This is a genomic window from Marinobacter sp. F4216 (genome assembly GCF_019931195.1).
GTDB classification, from domain to species: Bacteria; Pseudomonadota; Gammaproteobacteria; order Pseudomonadales; family Oleiphilaceae; genus Marinobacter; species Marinobacter suaedae.
In genome coordinates this window covers 317,074-341,784 of the sequence record NZ_JAIOUO010000006.1, presented here as the reverse complement: position 1 = coordinate 341,784, position 24,711 = coordinate 317,074, and the positions used below count along the sequence as shown (strand labels likewise).

At 57.9% G+C, this 24,711-nt stretch carries 21 protein-coding genes; 16 read left to right on the top strand and 5 right to left on the bottom strand.

Annotated features, from left to right (window positions below):
- The 10 genes from fdh3B (at position 1) to K8I84_RS13565 (ending at position 13,374) form a co-directional block, all read left to right on the top strand.
- Positions 1-609 carry a formate dehydrogenase FDH3 subunit beta gene (gene fdh3B / locus K8I84_RS13605; protein WP_223795322.1) on the top strand — a complete coding sequence of 203 codons (609 nt, stop codon included), beginning with the start codon at positions 1-3 and terminating at the stop codon, positions 607-609.
- 89 nt (positions 610-698) lie between these two features.
- Positions 699-1,871: a formate dehydrogenase subunit gamma gene (locus K8I84_RS13600; RefSeq protein ID WP_223795321.1), complete on the top strand. Its 1,173-nt coding sequence runs from the start codon at positions 699-701 to the stop codon at positions 1,869-1,871.
- Positions 1,868-1,993: a hypothetical protein gene (locus K8I84_RS16950; RefSeq protein WP_263283171.1), complete on the top strand. Its 126-nt coding sequence runs from the start codon at positions 1,868-1,870 to the stop codon at positions 1,991-1,993. Before K8I84_RS13600 ends, K8I84_RS16950 begins: the two co-directional genes overlap by 4 nt.
- On the top strand, positions 1,986-2,225 hold the full coding sequence (locus K8I84_RS13595) for a sulfurtransferase TusA family protein (protein WP_223795320.1): 240 nt from the start codon (positions 1,986-1,988) through the stop codon (positions 2,223-2,225). The genes K8I84_RS16950 and K8I84_RS13595 overlap by 8 nt, the downstream gene beginning before the upstream one ends.
- Positions 2,226-2,352: 127 nt before the next feature.
- Complete coding sequence (locus tag K8I84_RS13590; RefSeq protein ID WP_223795319.1) at positions 2,353-3,402, top strand: efflux RND transporter periplasmic adaptor subunit; 1,050 nt, start codon at positions 2,353-2,355, stop codon at positions 3,400-3,402.
- The gene (locus K8I84_RS13585) at positions 3,399-6,611 is read left to right on the top strand and encodes an efflux RND transporter permease subunit (RefSeq protein WP_223795318.1); all 3,213 of its coding nucleotides are present in this window, start codon (positions 3,399-3,401) and stop codon (positions 6,609-6,611) included. Before K8I84_RS13590 ends, K8I84_RS13585 begins: the two co-directional genes overlap by 4 nt.
- 300 nt (positions 6,612-6,911) lie before the next feature.
- Positions 6,912-7,895, top strand: a complete 984-nt coding sequence (locus K8I84_RS13580; RefSeq protein ID WP_223795317.1) for a helix-turn-helix domain-containing protein — start codon at positions 6,912-6,914, stop codon at positions 7,893-7,895.
- A gap of 184 nt (positions 7,896-8,079) precedes the next feature.
- Positions 8,080-9,630 (top strand): parallel beta-helix domain-containing protein, encoded by a 1,551-nt coding sequence (locus K8I84_RS13575; RefSeq protein ID WP_223795316.1) that lies wholly within the window; start codon positions 8,080-8,082, stop codon positions 9,628-9,630.
- Positions 9,631-9,699: 69 nt separating this feature from the next.
- Positions 9,700-10,914 carry an SO2930 family diheme c-type cytochrome gene (locus tag K8I84_RS13570; RefSeq protein WP_223795315.1) on the top strand — a complete coding sequence of 405 codons (1,215 nt, stop codon included), beginning with the start codon at positions 9,700-9,702 and terminating at the stop codon, positions 10,912-10,914.
- Positions 10,915-11,082: 168 nt separating this feature from the next.
- A complete protein-coding gene (locus K8I84_RS13565) occupies positions 11,083-13,374 on the top strand; it encodes a tetratricopeptide repeat protein (protein WP_223795314.1) in 2,292 nt (763 codons plus the stop codon).
- A 39-nt stretch (positions 13,375-13,413) separates the two neighbouring features.
- Here the strand turns inward: K8I84_RS13565 and katG are convergent, their stop codons facing one another.
- Positions 13,414-15,636 (bottom strand): catalase/peroxidase HPI, encoded by a 2,223-nt coding sequence (gene katG, locus K8I84_RS13560; protein WP_263283139.1) that lies wholly within the window; start codon positions 15,634-15,636, stop codon positions 13,414-13,416.
- A 339-nt stretch (positions 15,637-15,975) separates the two neighbouring features.
- Here katG and K8I84_RS13555 point away from each other — a divergent pair, with 339 nt between their 5' ends.
- Positions 15,976-16,293, top strand: coding sequence for a hypothetical protein (locus K8I84_RS13555; protein WP_223795313.1), 318 nt, complete (start codon positions 15,976-15,978; stop codon positions 16,291-16,293).
- A gap of 26 nt (positions 16,294-16,319) precedes the next feature.
- Here K8I84_RS13555 and eutC read toward each other — a convergent pair whose 3' ends face one another.
- From eutC to K8I84_RS13535, 4 genes are all read right to left on the bottom strand, one after another.
- Positions 16,320-17,141: an ethanolamine ammonia-lyase subunit EutC gene (eutC, locus tag K8I84_RS13550; RefSeq protein WP_223795312.1), complete on the bottom strand. Its 822-nt coding sequence runs from the start codon at positions 17,139-17,141 to the stop codon at positions 16,320-16,322.
- On the bottom strand, positions 17,134-18,546 hold the full coding sequence (locus tag K8I84_RS13545) for an ethanolamine ammonia-lyase subunit EutB (RefSeq protein ID WP_223795311.1): 1,413 nt from the start codon (positions 18,544-18,546) through the stop codon (positions 17,134-17,136). Before K8I84_RS13545 ends, eutC begins: the two co-directional genes overlap by 8 nt.
- Positions 18,547-18,636: 90 nt before the next feature.
- Positions 18,637-19,392 (bottom strand): putative 4-mercaptohistidine N1-methyltransferase, encoded by a 756-nt coding sequence (locus K8I84_RS13540; protein ID WP_223795310.1) that lies wholly within the window; start codon positions 19,390-19,392, stop codon positions 18,637-18,639.
- 94 nt (positions 19,393-19,486) lie between these two features.
- Positions 19,487-20,341, bottom strand: a complete 855-nt coding sequence (locus K8I84_RS13535) for a hypothetical protein (RefSeq protein ID WP_223795309.1) — start codon at positions 20,339-20,341, stop codon at positions 19,487-19,489.
- Between the two features lie 121 nt (positions 20,342-20,462).
- Here K8I84_RS13535 and K8I84_RS13530 point away from each other — a divergent pair, with 121 nt between their 5' ends.
- The 5 genes from K8I84_RS13530 to K8I84_RS13510 all read left to right on the top strand — a co-directional run bounded on the left by K8I84_RS13530 (position 20,463) and on the right by K8I84_RS13510 (position 24,675).
- Positions 20,463-20,990 (top strand): YqiA/YcfP family alpha/beta fold hydrolase, encoded by a 528-nt coding sequence (locus K8I84_RS13530; RefSeq protein ID WP_223795308.1) that lies wholly within the window; start codon positions 20,463-20,465, stop codon positions 20,988-20,990.
- A 152-nt stretch (positions 20,991-21,142) separates the two neighbouring features.
- Positions 21,143-22,171, top strand: a complete 1,029-nt coding sequence (gene dctP, locus K8I84_RS13525) for a TRAP transporter substrate-binding protein DctP (RefSeq protein ID WP_223795307.1) — start codon at positions 21,143-21,145, stop codon at positions 22,169-22,171.
- A 107-nt stretch (positions 22,172-22,278) separates the two neighbouring features.
- A complete protein-coding gene (locus tag K8I84_RS13520; RefSeq protein WP_223795306.1) occupies positions 22,279-22,875 on the top strand; it encodes a TRAP transporter small permease in 597 nt (198 codons plus the stop codon).
- A 36-nt stretch (positions 22,876-22,911) separates the two neighbouring features.
- A complete protein-coding gene (locus tag K8I84_RS13515; protein ID WP_223795305.1) occupies positions 22,912-24,198 on the top strand; it encodes a TRAP transporter large permease in 1,287 nt (428 codons plus the stop codon).
- Between the two features lie 36 nt (positions 24,199-24,234).
- Positions 24,235-24,675: a universal stress protein gene (locus K8I84_RS13510; RefSeq protein WP_223795304.1), complete on the top strand. Its 441-nt coding sequence runs from the start codon at positions 24,235-24,237 to the stop codon at positions 24,673-24,675.
- Positions 24,676-24,711 lie beyond the last annotated feature (36 nt).

Genomic DNA, 24,711 nt, shown 5'->3' with positions numbered 1-24,711 from the left:
ATGGCACTTGAAGGACAAGCACGAGCGAAATTCCTGTGCGATGCCGAACGCTGCATCGAATGCAATGCGTGCGTCACGGCCTGTAAAAACGAGAACGAGGTCCCCTGGGGCATCAACCGTCGACGCGTCGTCACCATCGAGGATGGTAAACCTGGCGAGCGTTCGATCTCGGTAGCCTGCATGCACTGTTCAGACGCGCCCTGTATGGCCGTTTGCCCGGTGGATTGCTTCTACCAAACCGAAGACGGGGTGGTGTTGCACTCCAAGGATCTGTGCATTGGCTGCGGGTATTGCTTCTATGCCTGCCCGTTCGGCGCTCCTCAGTTCCCCCAGGCGGGGAACTTTGGCAGCCGGGGTAAGATGGACAAATGCACGTTCTGTGCCGGGGGCCCCGAAGAGGACAACTCTGACGCAGAGTTCTCCAAGTACGGACGCAACCGTATTGCCGAGGGCAAGCTGCCACTCTGCGCCGAGATGTGCTCGACCAAAGCACTGCTGGCCGGAGACGGCAACGAGGTAGCGGACATCTATCGCCAGCGTGTCGTAAACCGGGGCTTCGGTTCCGGCGCTTGGGGATGGGGCACAGCTTACGAGAAGAAGGGTGCATAAGCAGGCCTGAGCGTTCCGGGACCCTCCAGGGGGTCCCGGAATTCATCGAGGCAACGAAGTCTTCTTGTTGATTCCGCTGGAGTGCTTTCATGAATTCAAAACTGCTGGGTGCCGTCATTCTGTTACTGACGACACTGATCTGTCCCCCTGCGCTGGCTCAGGAGTCCGCTTCGGTTGACCGCTCCTCGACCGGCGGCGCGCAAACCCTTGAAGACATTATGGCTCGTCAGGAACAGCTTAAAATTGACGAGTCCTTCCGCTCTGAAAATCTGGGAAACCCTGACAGTGCGGCGCCGATCAGCGAATCGCTCGGTACGCTGGGCGGTCGCTCTGACGCCGACATCTGGCGCTCTATCCGCTATAACAAGATCGATCCCTCCATTCAGTCACCCGGACCCGCCAACAGCGTTCTGATTCAGGACGCCGGCATGCCCTGGTACAAGCTGCGTGAGGGACCGTTGATCAGCTATGGCGGCGGCGCACTCCTGGCCGTTATTGCGCTGCTGATCATTTTCTACTTTGTGCGTGGCAAAATCATGATCGACGGTGGCCCAGCCGGCACCACCGTCGAGCGATTCAAGGCGATCGAACGATTCGGTCACTGGCTACTGGCAGGCTCGTTCATCGCACTGGCGATCACAGGACTGATCACCCTCATGGGGCGCAGCTTCCTGATTCCGGTCATTGGCAAAGAGGCCTTCGCCCCGCTGGCGAACGGCTCCAAATGGCTGCACAACAACATTGCCTGGGCCTTCATGCTGGGCCTGGTGATGACCTTCTGCATGTGGGTGGTGCACAACATCCCCAGCAAGCTGGACTGGCAGTGGCTGAAAGCCGGTGGGGGAATCTTTACCAAGTCCCACCCGTCGGCGAGGAAGTTTAATGCCGGACAGAAGATTATCTTCTGGACCGTGATGCTACTAGGCCTGTCTGTCTCCTTGTCAGGTCTTTCCATGTTGTTCCCGTTCGAGATGCCGATGTTCGCCAAGACCTTCAACGTCATCAACAGCATCTTCGGAACGGATTTGCCCACCGTACTGGCCCCGCATGAGGAGATGCAATACGCCAATATCTGGCACTCGATTGTCGCGTTCGCCATGATGGTGGCTATTATTGCCCACATCTACATCGGCTCGGTTGGCATGGAGGGTGCGTTCGATGCCATGGGCACCGGCCAGGTGGACCGGGAATGGGCCCGCCAGCACCACGACTTGTGGGTGGCCGAGGTGGAATCCAAACAGGACAGGGGGAATTCATCGTGAAAGTTATGTTTTCCGCATTTGTCGCTGCCCTGGTGATCGCCTTTGCAGCACCCATGGTACTGAACCAGTTCGGCTGGTCCGTAGCCGAGCAAACCAGCAGTGCGAGTGTTCGACTTGACTGATCAATCCGCGGTACACCAGATCGATGCGGTGGGTCTGGTGTGCCCCCTTCCCATCCTGCGCTTCAAGAAGCGCACTCAGGATCTTCCCCGGGGCACCCAGGTTGAGTTTCTCGCCGACGATCCCAGTGGCCGAAAGGACTTACAGGCCTTGTGCGAGCTCACCGGCCACCGGATAGAGTGGATCCGCGAGGAAGATGCCGGGGTTATTCGTTATCGTATCTCGCTCGCCTGAACGCCCGCAGCCTTCTCGCTGAAGGCCTGCCTTTCCTGCTCGTCCTTAGCTGCCAATCGGACACTTTTCTCTTCGGTGAACTTTCCCCTACATTATATGGATATAACCAATTGGGAAGGATGCACCCATGCACCTGGCACCTCACATCAGGGTTTTGACCCTTATTGCGCTTTGGTGCGGCCTGCCAACGACTGCCAGCGCAGAACAAACGGCTCCGGTACAAAAGCGGGAACTCGAGGAAGCGGTCCGTCTTGATGGCCTGATCGAAGCCGTTCAGCAAAGCACGGTCTCTGCCCAGACGACCGGTACGGTGGTCGAGCTTCCCTACGATGTCGACGACTCGGTGGAGGCTGGCGCACTGATTGTCCGGCTCGACGACACCGAACAGCGGGCCCGCGTTGGCCAGGCTCAGGCGGGTCTGGAAGAAGCCCGTACTGGCCTGGCAGAAGCCCGCCGGCGGTTCGAGCGCATCAAGGAGATCTTCGACCGTGGCCTGGCCTCGCGGGCGGAATTCGATCAGGCTCAAACCACGGTGGACACCGCCCGCGCCCGTCTCGAACGCGCCCAGTCCGCTGTTGAGGAAGCCAACGAACAGCTGAACTACACCCGGGTTACCGCACCCTATGGCGGCATTCTCACCGAGCGGCATGTGGAGGTTGGCGAATCCGTGCAGCCAGGACAACCACTGCTGAGCGGCCTTTCCCTGCAACAGCTCCGGGTTGCGGTGGATCTGCCTCAGCGCTACGCGGATCTGGCCCGCCGCGAACGCCGGGCCACTGTGGAGCTGGGTAACGGCCGGCAGCTGCAAACCGGCAAAATGACGTTCTTTCCTTACGCCAACGAGCAAACCCATACGTTCCGCCTGCGCATGGAACTGGAAGCCCCTGATGGCAGCCTCTATCCGGGCATGCTGGTGAAGGTGAACGTCCCAGTGGGCTCACGCCCGGCGCTCTGGATTCCGCAATCGAGCGTGGTACACCGTGGCGAAATGCGAGCGGTCTATGTTCAGCGAGCAGGGGCCGAACCCAGGCTTCGCATGGTCCGGCTTGGCTCCCGTTCAGACGATCAGGTCGAAGTACTGTCAGGGCTTAGCGAAGGCGAACAGGTCATCGTGCAACCTGAACTACCGGCGCCGGACACCAACGAAAACACAGACGATGAGGAGCCCGGTCTGTGAGTGGCGAACTGCGCCCTGTTGGTCCATCCGGACAGATTGCCAGGGTGTTCCAGAACTCGCAGCTCACGCCTCTGCTGGCCATGGTCGCCATCCTGGCGGGCATCCTCGTGGTCATTGCGACGCCGAAGGAAGAAGAGCCGCAGATTGATGTCACCATGGCAGACATCATGGTGGGCTTTCCCGGCGCATCACCACGGGAGGTCGAAAGTCTGATTGCCACGCCCGGTGAGCAGATGCTGGACGAAATCAAGGGCATTGAACACGTTTACTCGGTGTCCCGGCAAGGACAGGCATTGTTGACGGTACAGTTCGAAGTTGGCCTGCCCCGTCAGGAAGCACTGGTTCGCCTCTATAACAAGGTTTATTCCAACGCCGACTGGTTGCCAGCCAATCTGGGTGCATCACAGCCCATCATCAAACCACGGGGCATTGATGACGTCCCCATCATGACCCTCACACTGTACGATCCCGAACAACACCAGGGCGCCGAGCAGCTGACCCGCCTGGCCCATGCGCTGGAAGTTGCGCTCAAACGCGTACCGGGCACCCGGGAGGTGTACACCGTCGGCGGTATTGCCGACCGGGTGGATATCCGTTTTGATCCGGCGCTGCTGAAAGGATTCGGGCTGGCTGTCACCGATATCCAGCAGGCGCTGCAGGCGGCCAATGCCAGCACTCAGGAAGCCCGGATTACCCGCAACGGCGTGTCGATTCCCGTTCAGGCCGGAGGTCTTCTGGAATCGGTGGACCAGGTCAGGCAACTGGTGGTGGGTATCAACCAGGGCGCCCCGGTATTTCTGGCGGATGTGGCGCAGGTTATGCGCGGCGGTACGGTGGCCGATCAAAGCATCCTGATGGGCTTTGGCCCGGAAGGCAGCCGGGCGGCGGGCGAGCTCTACCCCGCTGTCACACTCGCCATTGCCAAGAAGCCCGGCGAGAACGCGGTCGATATCGCCGCCGCCATTGAGCAGCAGCTGTCGAGACTGAAAGGCGAACTGATCCCAGACCACGTGTCCATTGCCATTACCCGGGACTATGGCAAGACGGCAGCCGACAAAGCCCGGCAACTGATCAATGATCTGATCTCCGCCACCCTGGCGGTGATGCTGCTGGTACTGGCCGCCATGGGCTGGCGCCAGGCACTGATTGTCGGCACCGCGGTGCTGGTAACCCTGCTGCTGACGCTGGTGTTTTCCTGGGCCTGGGGCTTTACCCTCAACCGGGTATCGCTGTTCGCCCTGATCTTTGCCATCGGCATCCTGGTGGACGACGGCATCGTTATCACCGAAAACATCAATCGTCGCCTGCAGTCGTCCCATTACGACCCCAGGGACTTGGTGCCCCGTGCGGTGGATGAGGTCGGTACGCCGACGATCATGGCCAGCCTGACCATCATGGCCGCCCTGCTCCCCATGGCCTTCGTCTCCGGACTTATGGGCCCCTACATGAGCCCGATTCCCATCAATGCCTCGGCGGGCATGGTGATCTCGCAGATCGTTGCCTTCGTGGTGGCGCCCTGGCTCGCGCTTCGACTGTTGAAACGACGCCAAACAGAACAGGCATCCAGGGACGACGAAGACTCGGCCTCCGGCGTCAGTAACGCCGCGCTCAAGCTTTTCCAGGTGGTGCACCAACCCTTCCTGGGCCCACACCGGTGGCGGCGGTGGTTACTGTCTGCCGGCGTGATTCTGCTCACTCTGGCAGCGGCAGCCCTGCCGGTCACACAGTCGGTCATTCTCAAAATGCTGCCCTTCGACAACAAGTCCGAGCTGCAAGTGGTGGTGGATCTGCCGGAAAACACACCCGTGGAACAGACCCAGCGGGTGTTGTCCGAGATGGGACAGCATCTGGAAGGCGTTGCCGAGGTGCGCGACTGGCAGGCCTATGCCGGCACCGCATCGCCGATCAATTTCAATGGGCTGGTGCGTCAGTATTACCTGCGGCGTAATCCTTACCAGGGCGATCTTCAGATCAACCTGGTCGATGCCGAAAAGCGAGAGCGCCAGTCTCACGACATTGCCCAGAGCCTTCGGCCCCCGCTGAAAAATATAGGTGATCAATACGGTGCATCGGTAAAGATTGTCGAGGTACCTCCCGGGCCGCCCGTGCTCTCGCCACTGGTGGCCGAAGTCTATGGCCCGGACCCCGGGTCACGGGCGGCTCTGGCACGCAAGCTTGAACACCAGATGGCGGATATCCAAGGCCTGGTGGATATCGACACCACCCTGGAGGCCCCATTCAACCGGTGGCAGATCCGGGTGGACCGGGACCGTGCCGCCCGGCTGGGGGTTGCCCAGGCACAGGTCGTCATGGCCCTGCAAACCATTCTGGGCGAACAGGCGGTCAGTTACCTGCACGACGAGCATGCCAAGCACCCCGTCCCCATCCGGGCGATTCTGGCAGAAGGCGACAAGGCCCAGTTACCGGCCCTGCTGTCGTTATCAGTGCGCAGTCGAAGCGGCGAACTGGTCCGGCTCGCGAGTTTTGTCGACATTGAAGAAGTCACCTGGCAGGGCGCCATTTTCCATAAGGATTTGCTGCCAGTCACCTACGTAACCGCGGACATGGCCGGCGAGATCGATTCGCCGCTGTACGGCATGTTCGACCTGGCCGCAGAGTTGCGAAGCGCGCCGGATGGGCCAGAGCAATATTATGTCCGCCAGCCGGACTGGCCCGATAAAACGTCGCTGAAATGGGATGGCGAGTGGCAAATTACCTATGAAACCTTCAGGGACATGGGGATCGCCTACGCCGTCGGTGTGTTCATCATCTACCTACTGCTGGTGGCCCAGTTCAGCTCCTACGGCCTGCCGCTGGTAATCATGGCACCTATTCCCCTGACCCTGATCGGCATCCTGCCCGGGCACGCGTTGCTGGACCGCGAATTCACCGCCACCAGCATGATCGGCATGATCGCCCTGGCTGGCATCATTGTTCGCAACTCCATACTGCTGGTGGTGTTCATCCGTCAGCTGCTGGACGAGGGGTTCGCCGCTGAAGAAGCGGTGTGCCTGGCGGGCGCGGTGCGCATCAAGCCCATCGCACTGACGGCCATTTCCGCGATGGTGGGCGCCTACTTCATTCTTGACGATCCCATCTTCAACGGCATTGCCATTTCACTGATCTTCGGGCTGGCGATGTCGACGCTTCTGACGGTTCTGGTGGTTCCCCTGATGTACTACGCGTGGTTCCTGAGGGGCCGGACTTAGGGCTCGGGATCTATATTGCCTGGCACACCACACCCAAATAAAAAATAGCCAGCAGCGAGCCTTTTGGTTCCCGTGGAAGATAACCTCCCACCACAAGTGTTCGCGACTGCCTCAACCCATCGCCAAATTTCTGCTGAAAAAGTCTGCCCATTGCATTAGGCTCGTTGCCCAGTAGAACAACAAAACACGAGCGATACAGAGGTACGTGCTTTGCTCCTTCTGACAGGATTCGGTCTGGGCTGCCTGGCTTGCCTGTTTTTCATTATTGCCCGGGATTTCCGGCACTTGCGGGTTGGGCAGGTGTTCCTTCTGCTGCTGTGTGCGGCAACCGCCTATCTGGTTGCACCGGTGGTTCCGCAGGAATGGCGATGGGTGGTCGCTGATCTTCAAACCGCGGCGCCCGGCCTCATCTGGGTACTCTGCCAGCTCATTTTTGCACCCAAGCCAAAGTTCCGCTCCATTTGGGGGCTGATGGCCCTGTACAGTTTTCTCGCGCCGGCTCTGGCCAAACCCTTTCTTCCCGACAGCGACGCATCACCGGTGGCCGTTTTCTTTGGCCTCAAACTCGGCCAGTGGTTTGAATATGTGGTGGTTTTGCACGGGCTTTACTATGTGATTCGCTATTGGCGAGAGGATCTCGTTGAATCCAGACGCAAGGCGCGACTGGTCTTTCTCGTTATCGTATGCGGGGCGGTAGGCATCGCGACTATTTCGCTCAATTTCGGTCTGTTGAATGACTACAGCCGCGGAATCATCGTGAGCCTGGCCGCAATGATATCCCTGATCTGCATGGTGAGCGGGCGCGAGGGAATCCTTGCGCTGACGCAGGAAAAGCCGTCCACGGAATTGGAGGCGGCAACACCTGCGACAGAAACCTTCATTGAAGACCTGCCGCAGCAGGCATTTGAACCGGTAAATGATCAGGATCTGGAGGCCCTGAATGCCCTGATGCAAAGGGGATTTTTCACCACTGAAAAGCTGACCCTAAAGCAATTGGCCATTGCTCTAGAAATTCCCGAATACCGGGTTCGAAAACTCATTAACCAAACGTTGGGTTATCGAAACTTCAACGACTACATCAACCATTTGAGAATCAAGGAAGCCGCCAGACGGCTTGTTCTCGAGTCCGAAACACCTATCCTGAACATTTCACTTGATGTCGGATATCGAACACTCAGCTCATTTAACAGGGCGTTCCGGGACATCATGGAAACCACGCCCACGAAATTTCGCGAACAAAATATGGCCAAAACACCCGAGCAAATCCTTCAAAATACAGATTGAAGGATTTGCTCATTACCAAATTTTACACCATTACCTTGTTGTTATAATTAGATTTTCAATATTTGCACAGGCCCAGCCCGGTTCTGCACACCCGTTGTTCTGGCAAGCATCTCCCTTCCCCGCATAATGTTTGATTACGCATCTACAACAAAGAACCAGCAATAACAACAACGGAGAACGTGCAATGTCCACAGGCTCTACCCCCCTCTTTCGCCGCTCAATCCTGGGCACCGCGATTTGCGCGGTCATGCTCACAGGTTGCGGAGGCAGCGACTCTGATTCCGGCATGTCCTTTCCGGAAGGTGCCATCATGCTGCCGGCTGATAACCTGACCCAGGCCGCCAAGGAAGCTTTTATCACCGCGGAATCCGGTGACGTTATCGTATTCCCTGAAGGCCGCTTTGAGATCAGCGATACCCTGACCTTCGACGGCGACAGCGATGGAGACGGGATCCCCATCAAAAACATCACCATTATGGGTTACGGCAAAGACAAGACCATTCTGGACTTTGAAAATTCCGGCGGTGGCGATGGCATCTTTGTCCAGAATGCCGCTGACATCGAAGTCCGCGATCTGGCGGTTTACGAAGCGCCCAATAACGCCATCAAGATGACCAACACCAACGGCATCATCCTGGATGACGTTGCCACCGTCTGGGAAGGCGAACTGAACTCAGGAAACGGTGCTTATGGTCTGTACCCTGTACAGTGTCAGAACATCCTGATTGAAGATTCCTACGTGCGCGGGTCTGCGGATGCCGGTATTTATGTCGGCCAGGCAGAAAATGTGGTTGTACGACGTAACATCGCTGAAGAGAACGTTGCCGGTATTGAAATCGAGAACACTGTGAATGCGGATGTTTATGACAACGTAGCCACAGGCAACACCGGCGGTATTCTGGTGTTCGATCTGCCGATTGGCCAGGGTTACTACGGCTCCAACGTTCGGGTATTCGACAACCTGGTTGAAGCCAATAATACCGACAACTTCGCCAACACCAGCGATTTTGCAGCAGGGGTCCATATCGTCCCGCCTGGCACGGGCGTAATCGTTCTTTCGACGCCTGATGTTGAAATTTACAACAACATCATCACCGATCACGACACCCTCGCCGTGGCGATCACAAGCTATGCGTTAGCCGACTCGGCGGTCGTAGACCCGACGGCAGAAGGGTTCATGGAGTACATGAACATCGTGAACGATGGCTGGCCGGTTGTTCCCCGCAGGGTTCATCTGCACGATAATGACATCAGCGTTTCAGGCACCAATCCCCGCGGCAAACTGATCAGCGACATTATTGCGGGCTACCTGCTGGATCCCTCGAAGGGTGAGATGCCTGCTGTTCTCTATGATGGACTGGGTGAGCTTTTGGCTAATACGGGAGAACTGGAAGTCACTCTTGGCACACCTTTCGCGCTGGACGGCTCTGACTCGAATTGCGCAGCGAACAACGGCAATATTAGTTATGGCCAAGTCTTTGGCACAAACCCAGAAGACCCTCAGAACTGGGTTCCAGTAAGGGACGAAACTGGCAATGTGATTTTGGATGGGAACGGTAACCCAGTCGTAGAACCGGCACCCCGCCTGTTGCTGGAAAAAACCCAGAGCGAACTGCTTGCCTGTGAAAATGTCCCGGCCCGCCTGCCAGCCTCTCAAGCAACCATTGCGGGCAAATCCTACGGCTGTGGCAGTGACGAAACCGGCGACGCCAGCGCCGCCTCCTGTGCACTTTAATTCCTAGTACCCTCTGATCCATGCATACCCATCGGGCTTGTCCCGGTGGGTATGCCTCGGGAGTCATTCATGAAGTTCGAAAACCTTTCAAAAACCACCATTGGTATTGCCGTTGCGGCACTCCTTACCGCTTGCGGCGGGGGTGGAGGCGGCGGTTCCAGCACCGACACCAATGACAACACCGATACCGGCACCACTCAGTCTGCCTGCGAGAGCACGACTGGTACGATCAACCAGCAGGCGCTGGCCAGCGAAAACTGCACATCCTTGTCCAGTTATCGTCTGTTTGCGAACGACGCAAACCCAACCGCGAATCCTAACGGGACAGGCATTCCATTTGACCTGAATACCCCACTGTTTACCGATTACGCCACCAAATACCGGTTTGTTTTTGTGCCGGAAGGCGAGCAGGCGCAGTACAGCGAAAACGAAGCGTTTGATTTCCCCGTTGGCACAGTCATCACCAAAACCTTTGCCCTACCAGCAGACACCGCTCACAGAGGTTATGAAAACGAGACTCTCATTGAAACTCGACTGCTGATACACCGTGAAAATGGCTGGATAGCACTACCTTACGTATGGAACGATGCAGGCACCAAAGCAACGCTTGCCCTGGCAGGCGACGCAAGCGAGCGCTCCATCACCCACAACGGCAGCCAATTCGATTTCACCTATCGTGTACCGGACGCCAATCAGTGCAAGCAGTGCCACCAGTTCAAGGAGGACTCGAACAGCTCGGTCAGCAAGATCACACCAATTGGGCCTAAAGCACGTAGCCTGAACGGCAACTTTGACTACGAAGACGGAACGCTGAATCAGCTGACTTACTGGAGTGACGCAGGCATCCTGGCAGGACTGCCCGCCGATATGAACAGCGTGCCACAGATCCCTGCATACAAGGATGGGGACGAACAGGGATTGGACAGTAAAACCGATGCCGAACTGCTGGATCTGGCTAAAGGCTACCTCGATACGAACTGTGCTCATTGCCATCGTCCTGAGGGTGGCGCCAGCAACACCGGTTTGAACCTGGAGTTCTGGCGTGATTTTGAAACCAACAAAACAGCTCACGGGGTATGTAAACGCCCAGTGGCTTACGGTGGTGGCACTTTGAGCTTTGATATCGTGCCGGGCGATGCCAATTCATCCATTATGCATTTCCGCATGAATTCGGATGAGCCTGGCGACCGGATGCCAGAAATCGGTCGTTCTCTGGTCCACACCGAAGGCGTAGCTCTCATCGGCGCATGGATCAACAGCCTGACAGGCACCTGCGGCGGCTAACTACCGAAGCGGCCTGAAAGGATAGGGGTTCAACACGGAACCAGTTGAACCCCTACCTTCCATCATCGTCATAACCCACAGGACAAAATCCCCATAAGGTTGTAGTCTGAGGGCTACGAAAAAGCACGATCGCCTCTGCAACTGAAAAGGACGTCCGGTGGCAACACAATGAAGCTTATTCAAGCCTGTCTCCTTGCCCTGTTGGGGCTGTCGCTGCCCTCCTATGCCCTCAGCGCAAAGTCCCCCTCTCTGTCCACCGAAGATCTTGGGTATGCCCCCACCGAATCCTGCGCACAGTGCCACCAAACCCAGCAGGAGAGCTGGCGCCACTCTGATCATGCCTGGGCGATGCAGCCCGCCAACAACGCCTCCGTCCTCGGTGATTTCGATGATGTGGAGTTTGATGACGGCTCGGTGCAGGCCTCTTTTTTTCAAAGAGGCGATCAGTACTGGGTAAACATCGAGGGAAAGGATGGCCCGGAAAACTTCCCAATCAGTTACACCTTCGGCCACTACCCGCTCCAGCAATACCTGGTTGAAATGCCAGGTGGCCGCCTTCAGGCGCTCACCATTGCTTGGGACAGCCGTTCAGAAGCTGAAGGTGGCCAACGCTGGTTTTCGCTTTATCCGGGCCAGGCCTTTGCCCCGGACGATCCGCTTCACTGGACCGGTCGCTACCAGAACTGGAATGCCATGTGCGCGGACTGCCACTCCACATTCCTGACCATGGACTACGACCCGGATTCAGACACCTTCGCCACCACCTGGCAGGAACAGAATGTGGGTTGCCAGGGCTGCCACGGCCCCGGCCAACAGCATGTGGAGTGGGCAAAAGGATTGTCACCCGAACCTGGCGCCTCGTACTCCACCAGTGAGATGAAATTACTGGTCGACTTCCCTTCCATGGAACCCGGCGAAGTTGTCGAAACCTGCGCCTACTGCCACAGCCGACGCTCACCGCTGAAAGACGGCCAGCAAGCTCAGGAGGCTTACCTCGACAAAGCACTGCCCGCCGTATTGCGCCCGGACCTCTACCACCCGGATGGCCAGATTCTGGGCGAGGTCTACGTTTACGGTTCCTTTATCCAGAGCAAAATGAGCGCGGCCGGTGTCACCTGCCTGGATTGCCACGACCCACACTCAGGCAAACGACTGGTTGAAGGAAACGGCTTGTGCCTGCAATGCCATAACGAGGCACCCTCGGAGCGCTTTCCCCAGCTTCAGCTAAAAAACTACGATACACCGAACCACCACCATCACCCGGCCGGCTCGCCCGGTGCCCAGTGCGTGAACTGTCATATGCCCGAGAAAACTTACATGGTGGTGGACCCGCGCCGGGATCACAGTTTCCGCATTCCAAGGCCAGACCTGACGCTATCGACCGGGGCACCGAACGCCTGCAACGACTGCCATCAGAACAAAGATGCCCTGTGGGCACTGGAAACGGTGGAAACCTGGTATCCAGACAGCAAGCTCTCAGACCATTTTGCGTCCGATCTGAGCGCTTTTCGGCGAGCGGAGCAGAGTGCCTTCGGCCGGCTCGCCGGGCTGGTCCGGGATCGCAGCACGCCCGCCATTGCCCGCGCCACGGCGGCTGAGCATCTGGCCAGTTTCGGCCCGCAAGCAGTATCACCGCTCCGCTCCGGTCTGTTGGCTAAAGAGCCTCTGGTTCGGGCCTACGCGGCCGGAGCCTTCACCCAGCTATCTCCGGAAGGCAACGAAAGTTTTCTTCTCAAACTGCTCGATCAGGCGCAACCAAGAGCCGTTCGGGATCAGGCATGGAGAGCGCTGGCCGGAGTGGACCTGGAAGGTAGGTCAGAGATCGAACAGCAAGAGATCACTGCGTTCCAGGCAGACTACGAGAACCGACTGGCAAGCCTTGCCGCATTACCCGGCAGTCGATTTCATTACGCCACCTATCTGCACCAGGCCGGGCGATATGCGGAAGCTTCGAAGCATTACCAGCAGGCCCTTGCACTGGATCCAACCTTCACCCCGGCCCGAGTCAATCTGGCAACCATGGCCAGCGAACAGGGTGATCTTCCCCTTGCAGTGGAGACCCTCAAGGCCGGTGCGGACAGACCTGAAATTCCGGATACGGACCGAGGCCACCTCACCTACCTCTTGGCGCTGGTGCTGGTGGAGCAGGGAAACACTCCGGCAGCGCTCAGGCGATTCGAGCAGGCAGCGGAGCTGAATCCGGATAATCCCAGGATCGGCTACAACCACGCGCTGGTATTGGGGCAGGAGAAACGCTGGCAGGACGCCGAGAACGTTCTGGCGAAATCCCTGAAGCAGCATCCGGATGACTATGGCCTGCTGCAGGCTGCAATCCACATTCTCATTGAGCAGGGGCAGCTGGAAAAAGCCCTGGGCTATGCGCGTCGGATGCAGTCGCTATACCCTCAGGACAATTACGCGAACAGTGTGGTCCGAGACTTGGAGTTACGAACACAGTAAAAAAGCCGCCCCGTAGGGCGGCTTTCTTTCCTCCTAGTTTCAGATGTCAAACCGATCCGCATTCATCACCTTGGTCCAGGCAGCCACGAAGTCATTAACGAACTTCTCCTTGGCATCATCCTGGGCATACACCTCCGCCAGCGCACGGAGCTGCGAGTTGGACCCAAAGATCAGGTCCACCCTTGTACCGGTCCACTTCACCTCACCGGTGTTACGATCCCGGCCTTCGAAGACGTCCTCGTCATCGGAGCTCGGCTTCCACTCGGTATCGAGATCTGTAAGGTTGACGAAGAAGTCGTTCGTCAGCTGGCCCGGTGTTTTGGTGAACACGCCGTGCTGACCATGCTGATAGTTGGCGTTCAGCACACGCAGGCCGCCCACCAGCACCGTCATCTCCGGAGCACTCAAGCCCAGCAACTGGGCCCGATCCACCAGCATTTCCTCGTCGGATACGGTGAACTTGGTGCGGCGGTAATTCCGGAAACCATCCGCTTCCGGGCGCAGGTATTCGAAGGAATCTGCATCGGTCTGCTCATCCGTCGCGTCGGTGCGGCCCGGCGCGAAAGGTACTGTAACGGAATGCCCGGCATCCTTGGCGGCCTTTCCAACCGCGGCACAACCCGCCAGAACGATCAGGTCTGCCATGGAGACTTGCTTGTCACCGGACTGGCCGTTGAAGTCGGACTGAATGCCCTCCAGTGTCTGCAGAACCCTCGCAAGTTGCTGAGGCTGGTTCACCTCCCAGTCCTTCTGTGGCGCCAGACGAATGCGGGCGCCATTGGCACCGCCGCGCATGTCAGATCCCCGGAAGGTGGAGGCAGACGACCAGGCGGTGTACACCAGTTCAGATACAGACAGACCCGAATCGAGAATCTTGCTCTTAAGGTCCTCGGCGTCCTGGTGGGTGATCAGCTCGTGGTCCACCTCAGGCACAGGGTCCTGCCAGATCAAATCTTCGTTCGGCACTTCCGGGCCAAGATAGCGGCTCTTCGGGCCCATATCCCGGTGGGTCAGCTTGAACCAGGCCCGGGCAAAGGCATCCGCAAACTCCTCCGGATTATCCCGGAAATGCTCTGAGATCTTCCGATAGTCCGGGTCCTCACGCATGGCCATATCAGCGGTGGACATCATGATCGGCACTTTCTTGGAAGGATCTTCCGGATCCGGTGCCATGTCACTTTCGGTCAGGCCAACCGGCTTCCACTGATGTGCTCCCGCGGGGCTCTTGGTGAGTTCCCAGTCGTACTTGAAGAGCACATCGAAGTAGCCCATGTCCCATTGGATCGGATTGGCAGTCCAAGCGCCTTCGAGACCACTGGTAATGGCATCCCGGCCCTTGCCGCTGCCATGACTGCTACGCCAGCCCAGGCCCATTTCTTCGATGGGCGCAGCCTCGGGCTCCGGACCCACCAGGGCCGCGTCGCCGGCGCCGTGGGTTTTTCCGAAGGTGTGGCCACCGGCGGTCAAGGCCACGGTCTCGTAATCGTCCATGGCCATCCGGGCAAAGGTTTCACGGATATCGTGAGCGGACAACAGGGGATCCGGATTGTCATCGGGGCCCTGCGGATTCACATAGATCAGACCCATCTGAACCGCGGCCAGCGGGTTCTCCAGATCACGCTCACCAGAATAGCGGCTATTGGCCTTATCACTGGTGGCCAGCCATTCTTCTTCAGCGCCCCAGTAGATGTCTTCTTCCGGCTGATAGATGTCCGCACGGCCTCCGGCAAAGCCAAAGGTCTTGAAGCCCATGGTCTCCATGGCCACGTTGCCCGTCAGAATGAACAGGTCCGCCCAGGAAAGCTTGTTGCCGTACTTTTTCTTGATCGGCCACAGCAGGCGACGGGCTTTGTCGAGGTTTCCGTTGTCCGGCCAGCTGTTGATGGGGGCAAAGCGCTGATTGCCGGTGCCAGCGCCACCGCGACCATCGCCGATCCGGTAGGTACCGGCGCTGTGCCAGGTCATGCGAATAAAGAACGGTCCATAGTGTCCGTAATCCGCAGGCCACCAGTCCTTGGAATCGGTCATCAGATCCGCCAGGTCTTTTTTGACCGCGGCCAGGTCCAGTTTTTTGAATTCCTCGGTGTAATTGAAGTCACCCCCCAGTGGATTCGATTTGGGGGCGTGCTGGTGAAGAATGTTCAGGTTGAGCTGGTTCGGCCACCAGTCACGATTCGACATACCTTCGCTGTCGAGTTTCGTCATGGCGCCATGCATAACGGGGCATTTTCCAGCGCCCGGCTGATTTGTTGTTGAACTCATGTCTTTCTCCGGTTCTGCTGCTATGGATGAGGCAAATACCAAGATAGACCACGTTCGTTAAATCGCTGGCAGGACAACGCGCTCTACCACGAAACGCAATCTGTACTCGCGACACTTCGTGTTTGTGTAAACTTATTTGTAGCAACGGATGCGAAGGGCTGACAGTAAGAATTTCTAACTGCAGCAATAGTTTTTGGTTTTCAGGCAGGCGTGAGGGAGTTACAGGTTAGCCCGCGAACGGCATCTCGTGTTACGAAATCGAACTGGATTATTTTTAACCAACTCCGGATAATCGCGGCCAATTTTTAAACAGCCGTTTAAATTTCGAACAGAGGTCCCATGCCGTTATTCAACATCGCCCAAGCTCTGATCTTTATCGCTCTGCTGATTAACACCGTGCACCTGATGCCCGCTATGGGCCGCTGCTTTCGTTCGGCTGAAACCGCTCTGCAATCCGGCCTGTTGGGTGCGACATTAATGGTGCGCCTGGCTCGCAACACCCTCGGCATGGTGCTGATCACCGCCGTAACCGCCCCGAACCCGGAAGTTCACGCCATGGTGCCCAAAGGCATTGCTCTTTTCGTCACCCTCGCGGTCGTTAATGTCCTGCTGACACAACAACGCCAGCGCCGGCAGATGGAAGGACTGCCCTTCTGAGACGGGAATCCAGGTCCGTTTCCAGGTCAGCGAGTCAGGAAATTCTTGTTGGCCCCACCACCTTCGATCACCGTATCTTCCGTTCTGTCCTTTAGCCCCACGCCCGTTAACTTCAGGCGACGGGCTTCCCGCATCAGATAAAGCAGGCGTCTGCTGGCTTCCTCCACAGGCAGCCCTCCGGGCCGCACATTGGATATGCAGTTGCGGCGTTCATCAGTCAGCCCGGCTTCCGGTCCGAAGGTGAGGTAGATCCCCAGACTGTCTGGCGAACTCAAACCCGGACGCTCGCCAATCAGCACTACGACCATGCGGGCATTGAGCCGCTCGCCGATTTCATCTCCGATGGCCACCCGCCCTTGCTCCACCACGGTCAGTAGGGCCAGTTTCCAGTCGTGATCATCCTGTTCAAGCGCGTTCAAAAGTCCGCCGACCATAGAAGGCGCCGTGTTCTGCACACCCACGGACGACAGGCCATCGACAATCACAATGGCCAGGTCCACTGGTTCATCCAAGCTCGCTGACGGTAGCCGGGCCCGGCTCTCGTCACTCAGTTGCCGACCAAGGTCCGGTCGCTGCAGATAGGTGAACCGATCTCCGGCGCAGCTTTCAAGGATAATGGGTGGTTCCGGAAGGTGCTTCTCAATGGCAGGTGTCAGGTTCGCCATCAAACCAGCAACATCCAGCGGCAGGTGCACCGCATCCCGGGCCCGTGCGTGAGCCAGTTGAAAGGCGAGAAGCTCCGGGGTGGGCAGGCTGACACCCGCCCGCCCCAGGCCAATACGGGCGTCGGTAAAACGTCTGAGCGCTCGCCAGTGATTGGCGACGACCGGAGTTTTCGCTTCACTCACTGGCAATCTCCCCTGGCAGCGCCTTGAGTCGATCACGGAATACGGACGGCATGACCGCACTCGGCTCAGACCTACTCACATCCCTGAAAATGTTCATTTTCGCCAGCCACTGCTCGAACTCCGGTGCCGGCTTCAGGCCAAGGGCCCGCCGCACATAAAGGGCATCGTGAAAGGAGGTAGCCTGGTAATTGAGCATGATGTCGTCCGCCCCCGGCACCCCCATGATGAAGTTACAGCCCGCTACACCCAGCAGGGTGAGCAGGTTATCCATATCATTCTGGTCGGCCTCGGCGTGGTTGGTGTAGCAGATGTCGCAGCCCATGGGCAGGCCCAGCAGCTTGCCGCAGAAGTGGTCCTCAAGTCCTGCCCGGATAATCTCCTTGCCATCAAACAGGTATTCCGGGCCGATAAAGCCCACCACCGTATTCACCAGCAACGGGTCGAACTTGCGTGCCACCGCGTAGGCCCGGGCCTCACAGGTTTGCTGGTCCAGTCCATGATGGGCATTGGCCGATAACGCGCTGCCCTGCCCGGTTTCAAAGTACATGACGTTGTTACCCACCGTTCCCCGGTTCAGGGCCAGCGCCGCGTCCCGGGCTTCAGCCAGGTTTTTGAGATTAAAACCGAAGCTGCGATTGGTGGCCTCTGTGCCGCCGATGGACTGGAACACCAGGTCGACCGGCGCACCCTGCTCAATGGCCTCCAGGGTGTTGGTGACATGGGTCAGCACACAGGACTGGGTGGGAATGTCGTATTCCTGAATCACCTCATCCAGCATCTTGAGTAATCGGCTCGCCTGGCTCAGATTGTCGGTCGCCGGGTTGATGCCGATGACGGCATCACCACTGCCGTACAAAAGCCCATCCAGAATGCTCGCCGCGATGCCGGTGAGATCATCGGTTGGGTGGTTGGGCTGAAGGCGGGTGGAGAACCGACCCGGCAAACCGATGGTACTTCGGAAGGCTGTCGTCACCTGGCACTTCCGGGCCACAAGGATCAGGTCCTGGTTGCGCATCAGCTTGCTGACGGCCGCCAACATTTCCGGGGTAAGGCCGGGGCGGAGTGCCTCCAGCGCTTCCGAAGACGCCTGATCGCTGAGCAGCCAGTTCCGAAAATCTCCCACCGTCAGGTGGGATACTGCACTAAAGGCCGAGGCGTCATGCTCATCCAGGATCAGCCGGGTGACCTCGTCCTGCTCATACGGTACCAGTGCTTCGTTCAGAAACACGCTCAGGGGTAACTCCGCCAGCTTCATCTGGGCGACCACCCGCTCTTCGTCCGAACTGGCGGCCACGCCCGCGAGCCTGTCTCCGGAACGGGCTGGCGTGGCTTTGGCCATTAAATCCGCCAGATTCCGGAACCTCCAGGTACGTGCCCCCAATTGATATGCGTATTGATGGTGCATGATGCTCTCTGAAATCCATCCCTGAACTGTCGGCAGCAACAACCATGCCGCGCCGAATTCAGTGTAGCGTGGTCACCAACGTTTTAAGCGCTAGACGTCCACCCGCTGCCAGACCGTCAGTTCGGAAAAACTGTGCTGGAATTTGTTACGGGTTTCGCGAATCACGAACGGCAGACTGCGGGGCTGCCCAAGCAGACGAAAATTCGGTGCCAGCGTATCCCGCAGGCCATCGAGCGTGCCGTACGGCTGGCCATCTTTCAGGAAACCGCCCACCCAGGACTCCCGGGGCGTGTATTCCTCAAGCCAGGTGTAGGGTGAAGCAATGACCAGCAGGCCATCGTGGGTGAGGCGCTCATGGATGGTGGTCAGGAATCTGGCCGGATCGTACAGGCGATCAATGAGATTGCCGGCCAGAACAAGGTCGTAGTCCTTGAACTGGGGTGGCAGATCACAGGCATCGCCCTGGTGGAAAACCACCCGTTTCGGAGTTTGTTCCAGCCCCAGGTGTTCCAGCGTGCGCTCCTGATGGGTAACCAGCTCGCCTTCTTCGGGGCGGGCGTAGCGGATCACCTTGTGGGTGGCCATTTCCTTGCAGGCCTGGACAAACCGGTTGGAGTAATCAATACCATCGACGTGATCGAACACTCTGGCCAGCTCGAAACTGGTGCGCCCGCAGGCACAGCCGATATCCAGGGCCCGCCCAGAGTACCGTCCATCCATCGCCTCCAGAGCCGCATCCGCCAGCTCCTTCGGGAAGTTCGGCTCGCCGTGCCAGAGTTCACCAAAGTGGAACTCCAGATATTGTGCAAGTGCGGCGTCGTGCTCATAAAACCCGTTGGATTGCATATCCATGGCCTCCGCTTAGGCATCAATGAGTGCTACTGACCATCTTACAAGGTTTCACCGGCCCCGGTACGAATCCAGTCGCGCTGGCCGGCTATCATCCCCTCCCTGCAAGCAGCCCATCGATCCAGGGCAGCAAATCAGCGTAGTGGTCCAGGTCCAGCACGAATTCCTGGCCGCGAGCGGCACAGGAGAGGTAACACCAGGGCGATTCATGGTGCCACCGATCGCCTTTCATGTGATAACTCAACGGAGCCCGGTCCGGGCCCGGGAAGAAGGCTTCAGGAAGACGCCACTGAGTGGGCAAACGCCCGTCTGGATCGGTCAGTACCAGTGACTCTTCAAGCATTGGGAAAGCGCCGCTGCCCGGATAGACGCCGCCCTGCCCGGACACCCGGACTCCGTCCGAAGCCAGATAGAGCGTATCGGTCCCATCCCCGTGTCCTTGCAGGTGCGGGTGATAGGCGACCCACGGCAGGCGGTCCGGTGTCTCACTGCTTACCGGCACCACCTCGCCAATGTGCAACCATCCCCAGATCGCATGAAATGGCCGGGTGCCCGGCACAAACCGCCAACGCCTGCTCCGGACTTCTGCTTGGCGAAACACCCCGAAAAACAGGAACAGATCGCCTTCGCCCACCCCCTGGTTGCGCAAGTGGCCCTGGGCGGAGCCCGCCTGACCCAGCACAGGCCGCCAGCCGGATAGCCGGGGATAGGCCGGCGCCACGATATCCGGGTCCAGATGGGCACCATGACCACCACGAACTCGCCCGCCGCTCAAATCATGAACCAGCCTGCCCAGCGTTCGTTCACCGGCCCGAATATCGCCATAACGGATACCGGACCGGGCATCGGGTATGGGTAAAACACACAGACTACCGTCCGGCATGACCGGGCTGGGGCAGCCACCGGCGGAGGAATCAAAACCCTTTCGGCTCAGAATCAAGCGCATGAATCAGCTCGAAATACCTCGTTAAACACAAGAACACAGCATAGGTCAGTGGCTGGACATCCAGGCACGAAGCCGGACACCATAGCTAAACTTCCCCTCAGGTTCACACAGGGTATTGACCATGACAGCCCCAGAGTTCCACGTTTTCCTGTCCCACGGCCTGGAAAGCGGCCCAGGCAGCACCAAGATTCAGGCGATGAAAGACGTTGCCGACGCTTTTCCCGGGGTGACGGCCACAGCCATTGACCATCGAAGCTCCAAAGACCCGGAAGTTCGATTCCGGCAAATGGCAGAGGCGATGTCCGAAGCCGGCGCCGTGCCTGCACGCACCATCCTGGCAGGCTCCAGCATGGGCGGCTGGGTCTGTGCTCACACCAGCAGCCAGACGCCGGTGCTCGGCTGTTTCCTGCTGGCCCCAGCCCTCGCGCTGCCTCAGTACCCGCAATCCAGCCCACAGATCCAGGCGACCTTCACACAGATCATCCTTGGCTGGGAGGACGATGTGATTCCGGTGATGCCGGTTCTGGAACTCGCCCGGGACCAGAGACTGCCGGTGCTGGTGTTGCCTGACGGACATCGCCTTGAAAACAGTGTGGAGCGGGTAGCCAGTGAATTCCGAAGCTTCCTCGGGAAATGCCTTGCAGTGTGAGACAGCGTCGCTTTTCAGCAGCTTACAAGCGGTTCATAAACTCGGTAACACCTTGACTAATTTGGCCAATTTCTTGCGAAAACGTTTACGCTTTGCCAATCTTAAATAACGGAACAATAAAACTCAGACACAAAAGGAACGGAGAAAACCCGATGAGTAGGATGAGCAAATTCAGAAAACTGGCCGGAATTTCCGCTTTCGCATTTGCGGCTATGACCGCGGTTAATTCGGCTAACGCAGCCAACTGGCGTTATGCCCACGAAGAATACGAGGGTGACGTTCAGGACGTTTACGCATACAAATTCAAGGAATACATCGAAGAGAATTCAGACCATACCCTTCAGGTGTTCCGCTTTGGTGAACTGGGCGAATCCGATGACATCATGGAGCAAACCCAGGCGGGCATCCTGAACTTCGTCAACCAGTCGCCTGGTTTTACCGGTTCGCTGATTCCGGAAGCACAGATCTTCTTCATTCCTTACCTGATGCCGACGGACATGGAGACCGTTGTTGAGTTCTTCCGCACCAGTGAAGCGATCAACGAGGACTTCCCGGCTCTTTACGCCGACAAGGGCCTGGAACTGCTGAAGATGTACCCGGAAGGCGAAATGGTGGTTACCGTGGATGAGCCGGTCACCGAGCCTGCCGACTTCAACAACAAGAAGATCCGGGTGATGACCAACCCGCTGCTGTCCGAAACCTACGCAGCCTTTGGAGCCACACCCACCCCGCTGCCTTGGGGTGAAGTATACGGTGCCCTGCAGACCAACATGATCCAGGGTCAGGAAAACCCGATCTTCTGGATCGAGTCCGGCGGCCTGTATGAAGTGTCTCCGAACCTGGTCTTCACCAAGCACGGCTGGTTCACCACCGCCATGATGGCCAACAAGAGCTTCTACGACGGCCTGTCCGACGAAGACAAGAAGCTGGTTCAGGACGCAGCGGATTTCGCTTTCGAAGAGATCATCCAGCACATCGATGGTCTGGCGGACGAATCCCTCGCCAAGATCCAGGAAGCTTCAGACGACGTCACCGTTACTCGCCTGAGCGATGAACAGATCGAAGCCTTCAAGGAGCGCGCTCCGCAGGTCGAAGAGAAGTTTATCGAAATGACCGGTGACAGCGGCGAGGAACTGCTCAACCAGTTCAAGGAAGACCTTGAAGAAGTTCAGAGCGAGTAATCTGAGCCCATCGACTCCGTCAGCACTCGCTGACGGAGTCTAGCTTCAACCACACCCCACGGGGGCCTGGCCTTCCGTTCGGGGCAGCAAGTTCTGGAGAGCATTCCATGGCCGAGAATTCCCCGGATCTCACGGACGATACGAGCGGCTACCAGTCGGGCTTGCCCGGTTTCCTGGGTACCATCGACACCTGGATCAGCAAAATAGAGGCCGTCATGTTGGCCCTCGGCGTGATCCTGATGGCCATCAACACCTGCGTAAACGTGATCGCCCGCTATGTGTTTGGGGAAGGGTTGTTTTTCTCCGGTGAAATTAACCGGATTCTCATCATACTGATCACCTTCGCTGGCATCGGCTACGCAGCCCGTCACGGCCGCCATATTCGCATGTCTGCCGTTTACGATGCTCTGCCGCACAAGGCGCGCAAGGCGCTGATGATCTTTATTGCCCTGTTCACCTCGGCGGTGATGTTCTTCCTCTGCTACTACTCATACCAGTACATCGAAACCCTGTATGGCCGGGGCCGGATTCTGCCGGCGCTTGGCATCGAAATCTGGATGATTTACGTCTGGGCGCCCATCGGCTTTGCGATTACCGGCATCCAGTATCTCCTGACCGCCATCAAAAACCTCACCAGCAAGGATGTGTACCTGTCCACCGGTGTAAAAGATGGCTATAGCGACACTGAAACGGAAGTTCTGTAAAACCCAGCAGCTCATATCAGGTAAGGAAACAAAACCATGGCCACCATAATGATGCTGATCATGATCGGGCTGCTGCTACTGGGCTTCCCGATGATGGTTCCCCTGATAGCCGGTGCAATCTACGGCTTCGTGATGATGTTTGATGGCTTTAGCCAGATGGGGACCTTTGTCCAGCAAATGATGGGCGGTATTCGACCCGCCTCCCTGATTGCCGTCCCCATGTTCATACTGGCGGCAGACATCATGACCCGGGGCCAGTCGGCCGATCGCCTGATCAATATGGTGATGGCCTTCATCGGCCATGTGAAAGGTGGCCTGGCCATCAGTACCGCCACCTCCTGTACGCTGTTTGGCGCAGTTTCCGGCTCTACCCAGGCAACGGTGGTTGCCGTGGGCTCCCCGCTTCGGCCGAAAATGCTCAAGGCCGGTTATTCCGATCCGTTCACCCTGGCCCTGATTATCAACGCCAGTGACATTGCCTTCCTGATTCCCCCCAGTATCGGCATGATCATTTACGGGGTTATTTCCGAAACATCTATCGCCGAGCTGTTCATCGCCGGTATCGGACCGGGCATTCTGATCCTGTTCATGTTCTCTATCTACTGTCTCATTTACGCCTACAGGAACAACGTTCCCACCGAGGAGAAGGCCAGCTGGGGTCAGCGGGCGGTCGCGGTGCGGGAGGCCACCTGGCCGCTGTTTTTCCCGGTCATAATCGTTGGCGGTATCTACGGGGGCATTTTCAGCCCGACCGAGGCTGCGGCTGTGTGCGTGCTCTACGCCTTCCTGCTGGAATTCGTGGTATTCCGCTCCCTGAAACTCGCTGACGTTTACAAGATTGCCAAATCCACAGGTCTGATCACGGCGGTGGTGTTTATTCTGGTGGCCGTGGGCAACGGATTTTCCTGGATCATTTCATTTGCCCAGATCCCCCAGGCCATCCTGTCGGCCGTTGGCGTTAACGAGGCAGGCCCGGTCGGCGTATTGATCGCCATCTGCGTGGCGTTCTTTATCGCCTGTATGTTCGTGGACCCGATTGTAGTAATCCTGGTACTGACACCGATCTTCGCACCCGCCATAGAATCGACCGGGCTGGACCCGGTACTGGTGGGCGTTCTGATTACCTTGCAGGTGGCCATTGGTTCGGCCACGCCGCCGTTTGGCTGTGACATATTCACCGCCATAGCCATATTCAAGCGCCCCTATCTTGAGGTTATCCGGGGCACGCCTCCATTTATTTTCATGCTGGTCGCTGCAGCAGGGCTGATCATTGCATTCCCGGACATTGCCCTGTTCCTGCGTGATCTTGCCTTCCGGGATTAGCGAGGGTGCTGACCGGAATCGCTCAAGGAGAAAGCCATGTTCAACAGGATCCTGGTTGCTGTGGACGGCTCCAAGAACGCACTCAAAGCGTTGGGAAAAGCGGTGGAGCTGCAGAAACTGACCGGCGCTGAAATCTATCTGTTGTGCGTCTACAAGCATCACAGCCTGTTTGAGGCATCCCTGTCCATCGACCGGCCAGCGGGTATGGATATCCCGGACAAGATTCTCTCAGAATACGCACGGGAAGTGGTCAACCACGCCAAGGAGTTCGCCAAGGCCCAGGGCGCGGACTCAGTTCGGGGGTTCGTCAAAGGCGGTAAGCCATCCAAAACCATTGTGGCCTTTGCCCAGGACAAGGAAGCTGATCTGATAGTGACTGGCTCCCATGGCACAAACAGCGACAGGGATGGCCTGGTGCTCGGCAGCGTGTCCCACCGGATTGCTTCACACAGCAAATGCCCCGTTCTGATCGTATAAACCCGCCATAAAAAACGGAGGCCAGCGGCCTCCGTT

Coding starts and splice junctions, on each gene's coding strand:
- K8I84_RS13565 (WP_223795314.1), top strand. CDS start 11,083: ATGAAGCTTATTCAAGCCTGTCTCCTTGCCCTGTTGGGGCTGTCGCTG.
- K8I84_RS13535 (WP_223795309.1), bottom strand. CDS start 20,341: ATGCGCTTGATTCTGAGCCGAAAGGGTTTTGATTCCTCCGCCGGTGGC.
- K8I84_RS13590 (WP_223795319.1), top strand. CDS start 2,353: ATGCACCTGGCACCTCACATCAGGGTTTTGACCCTTATTGCGCTTTGG.
- K8I84_RS13520 (WP_223795306.1), top strand. CDS start 22,279: ATGGCCGAGAATTCCCCGGATCTCACGGACGATACGAGCGGCTACCAG.
- K8I84_RS13600 (WP_223795321.1), top strand. CDS start 699: ATGAATTCAAAACTGCTGGGTGCCGTCATTCTGTTACTGACGACACTG.
- K8I84_RS13510 (WP_223795304.1), top strand. CDS start 24,235: ATGTTCAACAGGATCCTGGTTGCTGTGGACGGCTCCAAGAACGCACTC.
- dctP (WP_223795307.1), top strand. CDS start 21,143: ATGAGTAGGATGAGCAAATTCAGAAAACTGGCCGGAATTTCCGCTTTC.
- K8I84_RS13530 (WP_223795308.1), top strand. CDS start 20,463: ATGACAGCCCCAGAGTTCCACGTTTTCCTGTCCCACGGCCTGGAAAGC.
- K8I84_RS13545 (WP_223795311.1), bottom strand. CDS start 18,546: ATGCACCATCAATACGCATATCAATTGGGGGCACGTACCTGGAGGTTC.
- K8I84_RS13575 (WP_223795316.1), top strand. CDS start 8,080: ATGTCCACAGGCTCTACCCCCCTCTTTCGCCGCTCAATCCTGGGCACC.
- K8I84_RS13570 (WP_223795315.1), top strand. CDS start 9,700: ATGAAGTTCGAAAACCTTTCAAAAACCACCATTGGTATTGCCGTTGCG.
- katG (WP_263283139.1), bottom strand. CDS start 15,636: ATGAGTTCAACAACAAATCAGCCGGGCGCTGGAAAATGCCCCGTTATG.
- K8I84_RS13515 (WP_223795305.1), top strand. CDS start 22,912: ATGGCCACCATAATGATGCTGATCATGATCGGGCTGCTGCTACTGGGC.
- K8I84_RS13540 (WP_223795310.1), bottom strand. CDS start 19,392: ATGCAATCCAACGGGTTTTATGAGCACGACGCCGCACTTGCACAATAT.
- K8I84_RS13555 (WP_223795313.1), top strand. CDS start 15,976: ATGCCGTTATTCAACATCGCCCAAGCTCTGATCTTTATCGCTCTGCTG.
- fdh3B (WP_223795322.1), top strand. CDS start 1: ATGGCACTTGAAGGACAAGCACGAGCGAAATTCCTGTGCGATGCCGAA.